This is a genomic window from Arthrobacter sp. MYb227 (assembly GCF_002975435.1).
In the GTDB taxonomy this organism is placed as follows: domain Bacteria; phylum Actinomycetota; class Actinomycetes; order Actinomycetales; family Micrococcaceae; genus Paeniglutamicibacter.
The window spans coordinates 274,777-287,065 of sequence record NZ_PCPT01000001.1 but is presented as its reverse complement, the minus strand read 5'-3'; the positions used below and the strand labels follow the sequence as shown (position 1 = coordinate 287,065).

Sequence of the window (12,289 nt, the reverse complement as noted above, 5' to 3'; positions counted from 1 at the left end):
TTGTCAACGATCTACTCGGTGTCGGTCTTGTTCACAACTTCGCCATTGCGACGACGTGTGCGGGTGCGATTGTTGCGTGCGCGTGCAGGACGCTCGATGCGCTCGGTTGGTGCCGTGGCCTCGGCCTCGGTACCCGCAACCTTGGTCTCGCGGTGACGCTCACCCTCGCGTGCCGGACGATCTGCACGGCCCTGCGAGTGACCGTGACGCGTACCGCGGCCAGCGCGCTCGGAGCTTCGTCCACCGCGCTCAGCACCCGAACGTGGGGCGCGCGAAGAGCTGTTCTTCTTGCCGGTCTCGCCCAGATCCTCGAGCTTTTCACCCGCCAAGCCCTCAAGCTTGCGTGCATGACGTGGCAGGCGGCCCTTGGTGCCAGCGGGAATGTTCAAATCCGCAAACAGGTGTGGGGAGGAAGAATAGGTTTCTACCGGGTCGGTAACATCCAGGCCCAGCGCCTTGTTGATCAAGCCCCAGCGCGGCACATCTTCCCAGTCAACGAAGGTCACCGCGGTGCCCTTGTTGCCGGCGCGGCCGGTACGACCCACACGGTGAAGGTAAGTCTTCTCGTCTTCCGGGCACTGCAGGTTGATCACGTGGGTGACATCGTCAACGTCGATGCCGCGGGCAGCAACATCGGTGGCAACCAGCACGTCGACCTTGTTATTGCGGAAGGCACGCAGTGCCTGCTCACGGGCACCCTGACCCAAATCGCCGTGCATGGCGCCGGCTGCGAAGCCACGATCGATCAGCTCATCGGTCAACTTGGCAGCAGAGCGCTTGGTCTTGGTGAAGATGATCGTCCGTCCGCGGCCCTCGGCCTGCAGGATGCGGGCGACGACCTCGTCCTTATCCAGCTGGTGGGCGCGGTAAACGACCTGACGAATGTCCTTCTTGGTGATTGAATCATCATCATTATCAGCGGCACGGATATGCGTTGGCTTGGTCATGTAGCGACGCGCCATGGCAATCACGGCACCGGGCATGGTAGCGGAGAAGAGCATGGTCTGGCGTACCGCCGGGGTGGCGGCAAGCAGCGTTTCAACATCCGGCAGGAAGCCGAGATCAAGCATTTCATCGGCCTCATCGAGGATCACGATGCGCACGTTTTTCAGGCTCAGGTGCTTCTGCTTGAACAGGTCGATCAGGCGCCCGGGGGTACCCACGACGATTTCCACGCCGTTGTTGAGCTGTTCGATCTGTGGCTCGTAGGCACGGCCACCGTAAATGGTGGCGATGCGGGCATTACGGAATTTTGAGGCCTTCTCCATATCGCCGGCGACCTGGACCGCAAGCTCGCGGGTTGGGGCGATGATCAGGGCCTGCGGGGCACCGGGGACCGGAAGCTTGTCAAAGCCCTCATCGTCGCGGCCGATGACGCGCTGCAATGCCGGAATGCCAAAGCCGAAGGTCTTACCGGTACCGGTCTTGGCCTGGCCGATGATGTCGTGACCGCCCAGAGCAACCGGAAGGGTCATGGCCTGGATCGGGAATGGGTGGGTGATGCCGGCGGCGGTCAGCGATTCGACGATGTCGTCGCGCACGCCAAAGTCGGCAAAGGAAAGCTGCGGAATTTCGTGAGGTGCTTCATTGGTGGACAGCGCATCTTCGATGTCCACGGCTTCTGACGCCGAATCGGCGGTGAGCAGGTGTTCAGTGTTCAAGACTGGGGTTCTCATTCGGTTAGGCACCGGGACTTGGGGTGTGCTCAACGGCCCCAATGTACAGAAAAATGTTTCTGTTCAGGGGGGTCGGAGTCCACCACATGGCGGTGCTTCCAGCGGAGCCGATCGCAGGCTATGCATCGCAGCTAAAATAGGTACTTGCTGCGTGGGCGCGGGAGTCGCTGGGTAATCCCGCAAAAAACTTTTTCACGATTCGCGACCGGGCATCCTTGGTATACCGCTCAAGCATATCCCGCAGCCGGGGCGAAACGGGTATTGAGTGTTGCGCCGCACGCCAAAAATTTCGCTGTTTTCTAGCCCACCAGGGACCACAAGGATCAGACGATACCGGCTATTGGACGATGCGGAAGAGGACCATGCGAGTCAGTAAATCGGCGCTCACTAGTTCAACTTCAACATCTTGACCGGCTCGAGCGGCACCTTCGAATGGAGCACTGACCGCCGGGGAGAGCAATTGTAGGGTTCCTCGGGGGTTCTTGCCATTTGAGGGGCCAGTCTGGGTGCCGGTTGCATCATGGTCAGCCTTGCTGCCTGGCTTAATGGTCCCGGTGAGTGTGACAGCCGCGAAGCGTTCGCCTATACGGTGCGCAAGTGTTGCTGCCTCAACGGTATCGATGGCGGCGCGCTCAACCTTATTCGCCAGTTGATTTGAGGAGCCCATCAGCTTGGGCAACAAGGGTAGAACTTCTTGGATAGCGTCGGGTACGTGGCGTCCGGAGACCAAAAATGAGCAGACGATCAACGAAAACCTATCGATCAGACGACGCAACGGGGCAGTGGTGTGTGCATAGGGGGCACCGATGGCGGCCTGCTCCAACTCTTGAGGATCCTGGCCATTGAGCACGGTATAAGTCGCTCCACGAAAGAGGCTTGTCGCCTGATGCATTAACGCCAAAGACCCGGCCTTGGAGAGATCCAGCGAACGTAAAAACTCTCCGTAGGGTTGCTCGCGTGCCCACTCGGCCCCGAGGGTTTTGGCCTGCAACCTGAAAATTTCCAGATCCTTGGGCAACGGTGCCGGCATGGTGCGCAAGATTCCCACACCACCGGCGAGCATGATGCGCGCCGCTTCCATCCCGGTGAGCAAGGAAATCTGTGCGTTCCAGTCCTCTACCGGAAGCGGGGCCGTGGCAAGTAGCTGGTACTGCCCCTGCACACATTCAACTTCCTGGGCAGGAATGCGCAGGCTGGCCCCACCACGTAAACGTTCTAACTCGATGCGCTTGAGTCCCACTTCACGCAATAAGACAAGCAAATCCGAGGCGGTTCCGGCATCCAGATCCGCCTGGACCCCTATGTAGCTAAGTTTTTGGCGGCTGCGCACGATGGCTCGCTCCAGCGCCGTGTCAATGACTTCGCCTGCTTCATCGAGGGTGAAAGTCCATAGGTAGGCGCTGCGGTCCTGATCTGGAAGCAGCGAGCCGGCGTCCTCGGCAATGGCTTCGGGATGTAGCGAAAGCCGGCGATGTGGCAGATAGAGGGTCTGCCCGCGCAAACGTGTCTCATCGTCAAGCGCACCGCCCAGCGCCACAAAACCCGGCACATCGGCAATTGCGTAATGCACCACATAGCCATTGGTACCACGTTGTAGGTGTACGGCCTGATCAAGATCCGTGGATTCGGCCGGATCAATGGTCACAAATTCGATGTCTGTGCGATCTGCGGGCGGCAATTCAAAGTCGGTGATGGCCCGCTGTGTTTCGGCGAGCACTTCCGCGGGGAATTGCACCCGCAACTCAAATTCACTTTCCAGGGCGCGTAACGCCGCGGCGAGATCGGTCTGGTGCGCTGTGGGCGTTAGCCCGAGGTTGTTGTGGCTCACACGCACAGCATAACCATCAATCGCGGTACAGACCGGGTATGACACCGCAACTATTACGCCACCGATGCCGAGCAGTAGGCTAATGTCCATGAGCACTCAAGGAACAAACTCTGCACCGCGTCATGCTGAGGATGACGAAATGGCGCTGCTAGGCCTGATCGCCTACCAAGAACTTACGGCCTTTGAACATCTTTCCTCCGACGCGCGGCTCTCACCAACTCTCGTTGACCGCGAAACCCTAGCCCGACTAGCGGTGACCGAGTTCGCGCATTATGAGTTGATCCGGGAAATTATTGCTGCCCGCGGGATGGATGCACAAGAAGTTATTGCACCGTTCATCTCCGCCATCGACCAAATGCATCAGCGCACCAAGCCGGGGGACTGGTACGAGTCGTTGACCAAGGCGTACGTGATTGATGGAGTTGCCGCAGATTTTTACATGTACATAGCTTCGGCGCTCACCGATGAGGCCCGCACCCTGGTGCGTGATGTGAAAACCTCCGACGCCAACACCGAATGGTTGCGTGAGAGACTGCAGCTGGCCATCGCCGATCGGCCAGATCGTGCCTCACGTCTGGCCCTGTGGGGTCGCCGTTTGTTAGGGGAAGCGCTGACCCAGGCACGCGAGATCGGTGAACAATACGATTATTGGGGAGCACTGGAACGCGAAAGCGTGAGCCCTGCAGGCCCAGCAATCGACGCGAGCGCCGCGGCTTCAGCGCGCGGCGAACGCTCACACCATGATCGCGGACAAACTATGACCGCGCTCTTTGCCAAGCTGGTGGAGAACCATTCACGGCGCATGAGCAAACTCGGCATGACCGCCTGAGCCCCAAAGTTCCCGTTCGGCTTCAGCCAGCTACTCCGAATGGGAACGAATTCCACGGCTCAGGGCCGCAGCGGCCCTCAGCACGACCCCCCTTTAGCGAGCACAGATGCTGCGCGCCGATCGTTGTATGCTGCACCCCCAGATTTTAAGGAATAACGATGGACTCAAATAACCGCGTCTTAGATAACTACGAGATCTCTCGAGCACTAAAAAATATGCCCTCCTGGCACCAACGTCACGGCTCACTAATCTGCGCCTGGTCATTTGCTACTTCCCGTGAGGCGGTGGATTTTCTGGGTATTATTGCCGAGGCCGCGGAGCTGCATGCGCATCATCCCGATGTTGATTGGCGCTATAACACCATCTTCCTGACGTTGTCATCGCACGATGCCGGCTCGGAGATCACGGCCCGCGATTTGTATTTGGCGGCATTGCTGGAAGTTGCGGCAGCGGATTCCGGGGCACTTGCGGTGCCGCATCGTCACCAAGATCTAAACCTGTGCCTCGAGACACAAGACCCGGAGGCGTTGGCGGGTTTTTGGGTGCAGAGCCTTGGCTACCGGCAGGGGCGGGACGGTGATTTGGTTGATCCGGAACGTCGTAACCCCAGCCTGTGGTTCGCGCAGGTGCCCGACGCTACGGCAGGCCGGATCGGTGTTGAACGGTTGGTGGCACGTTCGGAATTTGCCGCTGCGCACAGCAAACTGGAACAGGTCATTGGTGCCGGGGATGACTCCTATGCGCAGGACGCCGTGGCGTATCTCGATGGTCAGGGCAACCGCGTCCTGCTCAGTGCCGAACCGGAGCTTCCCGGGCAGCCACAAGAATTCTAGATCCGCAGGCTTTCTCACGTTGAGGTGCAGTGTTTAAGCAGCGTGGTTAAAGCATCGGAGCGGTTGAGCCATACCAGCAAAGGTGTGATTCAACCGCCCCGATGAGCGTGCAACGTTAGTCGCTATCGACTAGTGCGCGAAGCCCACGCGGCGGGCTTCTTCAACGCCGATTTCGACGTAGGCGATACCCGCAACAGGAACCAGCATGAGGCGGCCCTTGGAGTCGGTGAGGCGCAATTCGCCGCCGGCGCTCAGCGCGTCGGAAACACGCTTGGCCAGCTCCTCGGCGTTCTCGGCGGACTCGATTACGATCTCGCGGGCAACATTCTGAATTCCAATGCGAACGTCCATGGTGGCCTTCCTGGTTTTTTACGTACTGCGATGCCGTACGACATCGAGAAACTTCTAGTTCTGAATTTACGTCAGGATTCTTTGGGGAAGCGACCGATTCCGCGCCAAGCTAAACGTGAGACCAGTTCGCTGGCCTCCTCGATGGGTACCTCATCGGCCATATCTACCCAATAACGGGCAGAAACCTGCGCCATGCCTGCCAGTGCCCGGCCCATGAGCAGTGCCTGGGCGGAGGGCAGATTCGTGTCATCGGCGATCACCTGGGCAATGCCGCGGGCAAATTTGGCATTGAACGCCTCGATGCGAGCGCTGATGTGTTCGTCGTTGAGCAAATCGGATTCGAAGATGAGCCTGAAGGCCTGCGAATCGCGGGCGATGAACTCGTAGTACGCATGAATTGTTGCGTGTACGCGCAGCTTATTATCGCTCGTTGAGGCAATGGCAGCGGAGAGCAGCGTGCTGAATTCATCCATATGCTCGTCGAGCAGCGCGATGTAGAGCTCGCGTTTGCCGGGGAAATGCTGATAGAGCACCGGTTTTGAAACTTCTGCAACATCGGCGATCTCATCCATTGAGGCGCCGTGGAAGCCGTGGGCGACGAACACCTGATGAGCCGCGGCTAGCAGCTGGCGGCGGCGGGCCTCACGTGGCATGCGTTGGGTGCGAACCACACGGTTGGGGGAAGTGCTCACGTCGACCCACTTTCATTCTCCACTTTGCCGGTCCCGGTGACCTAGGCAAACCACCTTCTGCGAGGTGGCACGTGCCATAAGTCTACTCTCGAGTAACGACGGGCAGAATGTGCCGCGCTCAAAGGTTCCGGCGCTATGGTAATTCTATGGGTTCAGAAAAGTCAGTATTCCTTATACCCGGTGTCGCGGATACCCGCGGTCCAAATACCGCCGCCGAATCAGAAGCCGGTGCCGTGCCAGGCCCGCTGGTGCAACCTGCCGCAGAGCTGAGCCAGGAGGAACTGCTGCGTTATTCGCGGCAGATTATCATTCCGGAGATCGGCATGATCGGCCAACTCCGGCTCAAAAACGCGCGCGTGCTGGTCATTGGTGCCGGCGGGCTGGGCTCCCCGGCACTGCTTTATCTTGCGGCCGCGGGGATTGGCAGCATCGGCATTATTGATGCAGATGTCGTTGACACCTCAAATTTACAGCGCCAGGTCATCCACTCCATGGCCAGCATCGGGCAACTAAAAACCGAATCGGCCGCCGCGCGCATCAAGGAACTGAATCCGCTGGTTGACGTGCATGTGCACTCCTATGCGCTCGACGTGGGCAATGCGCGCGAAATTTTTTCCGCCTACGACGTGATCCTCGACGGCACAGACAACTTTGCCACGCGTTATTTGGTCAACGATGCCGCAGCCCTCTGCGGCAAACCTTATGTGTGGGGATCGATCCTGCGCTTTGATGGGCAGGTCAGCGTCTTCTGGGATGCCCACGGACCGAACTACCGCGATCTGTATCCAACCCCACCACCGGCAGGCAGCGTTCCCTCCTGCTCCGAGGGTGGGGTCTTTGGGGTGTTGTGCGCACAGATCGGCTCCGTCATGGTCGCAGAAACCATCAAGTTGATTACCGGGGTAGGCCAGAGCCTGCTGGGTCGGGTGCTGATCCTTGACTCACTCGATATGCGCTGGCGCGAGGTGAAACTACAAGCCGATCCCCAAGCCGCACAAATTACCGAACTACTGCGAAACTATGAGGCTTTCTGTGCCGGACCGGTTTCCACTAGCGCCAGTGCGGGACTCAGTGATGAACAATTGCCGCAACTTAGCGCGCCGCAGCTGGCCCGGCGGCTTGCCGAGCGTGCCGCCGGGAAACATGAGTTCCTGCTGGTCGATGTGCGCGAGGCAGGCGAACACGAGATTGTTGCGATCCCTGGGGCACTGCTGGCTCCCAAGGGTGCGATTCTTTCGGGCGAAATCACCCTGCCGCGTGACACCGAATTGATTGTGCATTGCAAATCGGGGGTGCGCTCTGCGGCCGTGCTGCGCTTCTTGCAGGATCAGGGCTACAACTCGGTAGAAAATCTGCGCGGCGGCATTCTTGCCTGGATCGCCGAGGTAGATCCGTCGCTACACACTTACTAAGCATGAACACCTCCTAGACTCGCCTAGATTCTTCCATCGGCGGTGTGTATGGGAAGGTGATGCAGCATCGGGCACAGCACAAAGCTGCGGCCCCCTCGGGGGTCCGCAGCTTAGTGTTGGAGAAAATGGGTGTTCGGGTCCTAGCCAGCCCGCGCCACGAGGGTAGCATCGTGCGATACTCCGGAAGTACTAGCATCCCCGGTGGCTCCGGTCACCGGGCAGGCGGTCTTGGCCGCCGGCGCCACCGGAAGCTCAATCTCCAACCCGTAGAGGGTTTCCAGCGCCTGAATGTAATCTCCGGCTCGACCCTCGGCGGCAAGCTCACGTGCCCGCACCGTTGGCACATGCAGCAGCTGACGCATCATCCGGCGCATCGCAAATTCAACTTCTTCGGCCGCGGCGGAACATCCGTGCTGGGCACGGACCTTTTCAACCTCGGTCTCAAGTACCTGCTGGGTGTGCTTGCGCAGCGCAATGATCGCAGCATCGGCGGCGCGCTCGCGCTGTTCAAGTGCGAATGCCTGCGCGGCGTTCTGCACAATCCCACGCGCCTGGGCCAGCGCCTGGGCCTGCTCATCGGGTGCCGCCATGCGCACCGATTCCAAATTGATTAGTTCAACCCCGGGCAATTGGCCCATGGTCGGGTCAAAATCGTTGGTCAGGGCCAGATCGATGGCGATCAGCTGGCGGTTCTCACGATTCAGATTTTCGATGTCTTGGCTCATCAGCCGGTGATCGGAGCCGCTGCAACCAATGAGCACATCGGCGCCGGCCAACGCATCTTCTAGTGAGGATTCATCAACCGCTACTCCGCCGCGGGTGGCGACGAAGGCATCCGCGCGGCCGGAGGCGGAGAAGACGGAAATATTACTTGCCTTGCGGTCGCGCAGCAACGACATGGTGGCCCCGGCGTAGGCACCTGTGCCAAAAATGACGATGTTCTTGTGCTCCCAGGACGGGTCGGCGCTCAGATCGGTTGCCAGATCCAGTGCCACGGAAACCACCGAGAGGCCACGTGAACCAAGTTCGGTGCGCGATCCGACTTCCTTGGCGGTGCGCGAGGCACTCTGGAAGAGCCGAACGAGGGAACCGGTGGCGGTGCCCGAGGCCTGCGCCTCGTTCAATGCACGGCGGACCTGACCGGCAATTTCACGCTCGCCAATGACCGCGGAGTCTAATCCCGCACCCACGGAAAACAGGTGTGAGACAACCTCATGATCGGTCTTCGAGACCAACGCGGTGGAGACCGTCTCCTCGCTCAGCCCGGTGCTGGCGGAGATCTGGGAGATCAGTGAGGCGCGAGCCGCTGGCAAGTCATCGGCGTGCGGAACCTCACAGTAAATTTCATAACGGTTGCAGGTGGCCAGCGTGATGGCTCCGGCAACGGGGCTTGCCGAAGCGAGCACGACGGAAGCGACCTGGGACGCGTCGGCGCTGATCTTTGCCACGGTCTGCAGGTCGATATCTGAATGGGATGCGACAAGAGATAGTAAAACCACAATGTTCCCCATAGTATCCCTTCTACCAAATGTAGAAAACTGCATGTCGCTCGGTATTTGATCCGTTGTTCACCGGTGGCGAGCGGATTACGCATCGGGGCCACAAGTTGGCACAATCATGACTATGACGTTGAGCCAGAACCACCCGATGATGGACGGACGAACCGCCGATTCGCCGTTGATTTCCGCCTACCGTGGCAAGACCCCCAGCCGTAGACCAGTGTGGTTTATGCGCCAGGCCGGCCGCTCGCTACCCGAATACCGCAAGCTGCGCGTCGGCACCGAAATGCTCGAATCGTGCTTGCGCCCGGAGATGGCCTCGGAGATCACCCTGCAGCCGGTGCGCCGCCACGATGTTGATGCGGGGATCTTCTTCTCCGACATCGTCATTCCACTCAAACTTGCCGGCATCGACGTGGAGATCGTTCCCGGTGTTGGCCCGGTACTGGGCACTCCGGTGCGCACCGCCGCTGATGTGCGCGCGCTGCCCAAGATGACCGATGCGGCACTTGATCCGATCCGCGAGGCTGTCGCCATGACCGTCGAGCAGCTGGGCAAGAAGCCACTGATCGGCTTTGCCGGCGCCCCATTCACGGTTGCCGCCTACATGGTTGAGGGGCGTCCATCCCGCGACCACCTGGGCCCGCGCACCATGATGCACGCCGAGCCCGGTGTCTGGGAAGAGCTTGCCAACTGGGCTGCCGATGCCTCCGGCGCGTTCCTGCGCGCCCAGATCGAGGCCGGTGCCTCCGCTGGGCAACTCTTTGACTCCTGGGCCGGCTCGCTCTCGCTGGCCGACTACACCAACCATGTCGCACCATCCTCGGCACGCGCACTTGATCACGTCCGTGACCTTCAGGTGCCGTTGATTCACTTTGGTACCGGCACCGGTGAATTGCTCGGTGAAATGCGCAAGGTCGGCGTCGATGTCATGGGTGTTGACTACCGCATCCCACTCGATGAGGCCAACCGTCGCCTCGGTGGGGACATCCCGCTGCAGGGCAATATTGATCCAGCCTTGCTCGAGGCACCCTGGGAGGTGCTCGAAGCCCACGTGCGTGCCGTGCTTGCCGCGGGAGACAGCGCACCGGGCCACGTGGCAAACCTGGGTCATGGGGTACCGCCGGAGACTAACCCGGAAACCCTGACGCGTGTGGTTGAACTCATCCATTCGATAGCCCCGAAAGCGCGTTAAACTAGAAGTACACCCCACGGCCGCCACTTCAGGTGATCTTTCCAAACGTGTGCTTGACCCTCGTTTTTGTGACAGAGGGCTCGCGCACCGAATGTGAAGGATGCTTGGGCGGTGGCCGTGGTGCCCCCATCTCCAGGAAGAGATCATGCAGTCAAACGCACCAGAGCACCCCGAATCCACGCCAGCATCCGCGGCCGCGGAACCGGGCGGCGCTCCCAAGGCCAAGCGTGCACCTGTGGCCTCCAACGCCGCTGCCCACGCCATGCGCTTGCTGCAACGTGCCCGAACCGGAGAAACACGAGCCACCGACGCCAAAAGGGCCGAGGCTCGGAAAGCTGCCGGACCGCGTGCTGCGGTCATCGGCGGCGGAATCTCAGGTCTTATTGCGGCTCGTGAGCTAGCGATCAGCGGCCACGTCGTGACCTTATATGAGGCTTCCGACGAATGTGGTGGGTGCGTGCGTGCCCACGAGGTCGCCGGGCTGGTGCTCGATGCCGGCGCCGAATCCTATGCCACCCGCTCCAGCGCGGTTGCCGATCTACTGACCGAGCTGGGGCTCGGAGACACCATTGTCACCCCGGAGCCCGGGGGCGCCTGGCTGTATCTGAAGCGCGGCACCCAATCGGTGGCCCAACCGCTTCCCGCCACCGGCATCTTGGGGATCCCCGGGGATCCGTGGGCGGAGGAGGTCCGCGGTGCAGTGGGCCGTACCGGAGCCCTACGTGCCGCCGCGGACCTCATCACCCCGGTGTCAAAAAAACTTCTTGAGGGCCAACTGTCCTTGGGCGCCCTGGTGCGTTCTCGGATGGGCGCTGCGGTGCTGGAAAACCTTGTTACTCCGGTGGTTTCCGGGGTGCACTCGGCGGACCCGGACACCTTGGATGTCGATGCGGTTGCTCCGGGCCTGCGCGGCGCGGTGCTCAAACACGGCTCGCTGGCCAGGGCCGTCTCGGCAATGCGTGCCGCGGCCCCGGCAGGTTCCGCCGTGGCCTCCATCGAAGGCGGAATGAATCGGCTCACCGCGGCGCTGCTTGACGATTTGCGTGCCGCGGGTGTGCAGCTGGTCTTAGGCGCCACCGTGGAATCGGTAACGCACCACGGCGCCCCGGCGGAGGAAGCCCAAGCCTTTGAACTTCGCGTTGAATACACGGTGAACGAGGCTGCCCTCGGCACTACTAAACCCTTATCCAAACGTGCAGCTGCCAAAGCCGCCGAGGCCAGGGCCGCCGAAAATAGCGACCCCGAGGCACACACCGCGCAGCACACCGAGGGTCCAATCGTTGCCGGGACCACCGAGCACTCGTCCCCGAGTGGCGAGTACTTTGCCCGCGTGGTCATTGCCACCGGCGGAGAAATTGCCACAGACCTGCTGGCAGGCATCGACCCAGAATTTGCGTCCTACCGTCCGCCAGCCGGTGCCGCGATCTCCCTAGTCACGCTGGTGATTGACAAGCCAGAACTTGACGATGCGCCACGTGGCACCGGCCTGCTGGTGGCCCCCACGGTTGACGATGTGGGAGCCAAGGCACTGACCCACGGAACGGCAAAATGGCAGTGGCTGGGTAATGAATCCGGGCCCGGATCCCATGTATTGCGTCTTTCCTACGGTCGGCTCAACGATGTTGTAGGGTCGCTGGCCTATGCCGATGATGCATCGCTGAAGGCCGCGGCGCTCACCGATGCCTCAACACTGCTAGGCATCGAAATCACCGCCGGCGACGTGCTGGGGTTCGATGTCATCCGCTACGCCGGGGCATTACCGTTTGCCAGCACCGGACACGCGGCACGAGTTGCAACAATCCGCGAACGTGCCGCAGCGACCCCCGGATTAGAAGTTGTTGGCGCGTGGCTTTCGGGCACCGGGCTGGCAGCGGTGGTTGCCGATACCCGCAAACGCTTACGCATTAGCGCCAGCTAGCTCGTCGTACCACGTGTCAAAACACTAAAAAATTTCACCAACGCTTGATACCAAAC

At 60.6% G+C, this 12,289-nt stretch carries 10 protein-coding genes; 5 read left to right on the top strand and 5 right to left on the bottom strand.

What is annotated here, in order from left to right:
- Window positions 1-11: 11 nt before the first annotated feature.
- Complete coding sequence (locus CQ018_RS01285) at window positions 12-1,676, bottom strand: DEAD/DEAH box helicase (RefSeq protein WP_105548164.1); 1,665 nt, start codon at window positions 1,674-1,676, stop codon at window positions 12-14.
- 337 nt (window positions 1,677-2,013) lie between these two features.
- Window positions 2,014-3,594 (bottom strand): RNB domain-containing ribonuclease, encoded by a 1,581-nt coding sequence (locus tag CQ018_RS01280; protein WP_105548163.1) that lies wholly within the window; start codon window positions 3,592-3,594, stop codon window positions 2,014-2,016.
- Here CQ018_RS01280 and CQ018_RS01275 point away from each other — a divergent pair.
- Complete coding sequence (locus CQ018_RS01275; RefSeq protein WP_258142359.1) at window positions 3,593-4,333, top strand: ferritin-like domain-containing protein; 741 nt, start codon at window positions 3,593-3,595, stop codon at window positions 4,331-4,333. The two genes, CQ018_RS01280 and CQ018_RS01275, sit on opposite strands and share 2 nt — an antisense overlap.
- 158 nt (window positions 4,334-4,491) lie before the next feature.
- Entirely contained in the window at window positions 4,492-5,166 is a 675-nt protein-coding gene (locus tag CQ018_RS01270) for a 4a-hydroxytetrahydrobiopterin dehydratase (RefSeq protein ID WP_105548161.1), read from the top strand.
- A gap of 129 nt (window positions 5,167-5,295) precedes the next feature.
- Here the strand turns inward: CQ018_RS01270 and CQ018_RS01265 are convergent, their stop codons facing one another.
- Complete coding sequence (locus tag CQ018_RS01265) at window positions 5,296-5,517, bottom strand: DUF3107 domain-containing protein (protein WP_068736550.1); 222 nt, start codon at window positions 5,515-5,517, stop codon at window positions 5,296-5,298.
- A gap of 71 nt (window positions 5,518-5,588) precedes the next feature.
- Entirely contained in the window at window positions 5,589-6,170 is a 582-nt protein-coding gene (locus CQ018_RS01260) for a TetR/AcrR family transcriptional regulator (RefSeq protein WP_105548659.1), read from the bottom strand.
- A 185-nt stretch (window positions 6,171-6,355) separates the two neighbouring features.
- On the opposite strand from CQ018_RS01260, the gene moeB reads away from it, so the two are divergent.
- On the top strand, window positions 6,356-7,621 hold the full coding sequence (gene moeB, locus CQ018_RS01255; RefSeq protein ID WP_105548160.1) for a molybdopterin-synthase adenylyltransferase MoeB: 1,266 nt from the start codon (window positions 6,356-6,358) through the stop codon (window positions 7,619-7,621).
- Window positions 7,622-7,761: 140 nt separating this feature from the next.
- Here the strand turns inward: moeB and CQ018_RS01250 are convergent, their stop codons facing one another.
- Complete coding sequence (locus CQ018_RS01250) at window positions 7,762-9,120, bottom strand: glutamyl-tRNA reductase (protein WP_105548658.1); 1,359 nt, start codon at window positions 9,118-9,120, stop codon at window positions 7,762-7,764.
- 124 nt (window positions 9,121-9,244) lie between these two features.
- Here CQ018_RS01250 and hemE point away from each other — a divergent pair, with 124 nt between their 5' ends.
- Entirely contained in the window at window positions 9,245-10,315 is a 1,071-nt protein-coding gene (gene hemE / locus CQ018_RS01245) for a uroporphyrinogen decarboxylase (protein ID WP_105548159.1), read from the top strand.
- 145 nt (window positions 10,316-10,460) lie between these two features.
- Window positions 10,461-12,233: an NAD(P)/FAD-dependent oxidoreductase gene (locus CQ018_RS01240; protein WP_258142358.1), complete on the top strand. Its 1,773-nt coding sequence runs from the start codon at window positions 10,461-10,463 to the stop codon at window positions 12,231-12,233.
- The last annotated feature ends 56 nt before the right edge of the window (window positions 12,234-12,289 follow it).

Excerpts from the sequence above, each read along its gene's own strand:
- CQ018_RS01285 (WP_105548164.1), bottom strand. The coding sequence starts at position 1,676 with ATGAGAACCCCAGTCTTGAACACTGAACACCTGCTCACCGCCGATTCG.
- CQ018_RS01260 (WP_105548659.1), bottom strand. The coding sequence starts at position 6,170 with ATGCCACGTGAGGCCCGCCGCCGCCAGCTGCTAGCCGCGGCTCATCAG.
- hemE (WP_105548159.1), top strand. The coding sequence starts at position 9,245 with ATGACGTTGAGCCAGAACCACCCGATGATGGACGGACGAACCGCCGAT.
- CQ018_RS01275 (WP_258142359.1), top strand. The coding sequence starts at position 3,593 with ATGAGCACTCAAGGAACAAACTCTGCACCGCGTCATGCTGAGGATGAC.
- CQ018_RS01270 (WP_105548161.1), top strand. The coding sequence starts at position 4,492 with ATGGACTCAAATAACCGCGTCTTAGATAACTACGAGATCTCTCGAGCA.
- CQ018_RS01240 (WP_258142358.1), top strand. The coding sequence starts at position 10,461 with ATGCAGTCAAACGCACCAGAGCACCCCGAATCCACGCCAGCATCCGCG.
- moeB (WP_105548160.1), top strand. The coding sequence starts at position 6,356 with ATGGGTTCAGAAAAGTCAGTATTCCTTATACCCGGTGTCGCGGATACC.
- CQ018_RS01265 (WP_068736550.1), bottom strand. The coding sequence starts at position 5,517 with ATGGACGTTCGCATTGGAATTCAGAATGTTGCCCGCGAGATCGTAATC.
- CQ018_RS01280 (WP_105548163.1), bottom strand. The coding sequence starts at position 3,594 with ATGGACATTAGCCTACTGCTCGGCATCGGTGGCGTAATAGTTGCGGTG.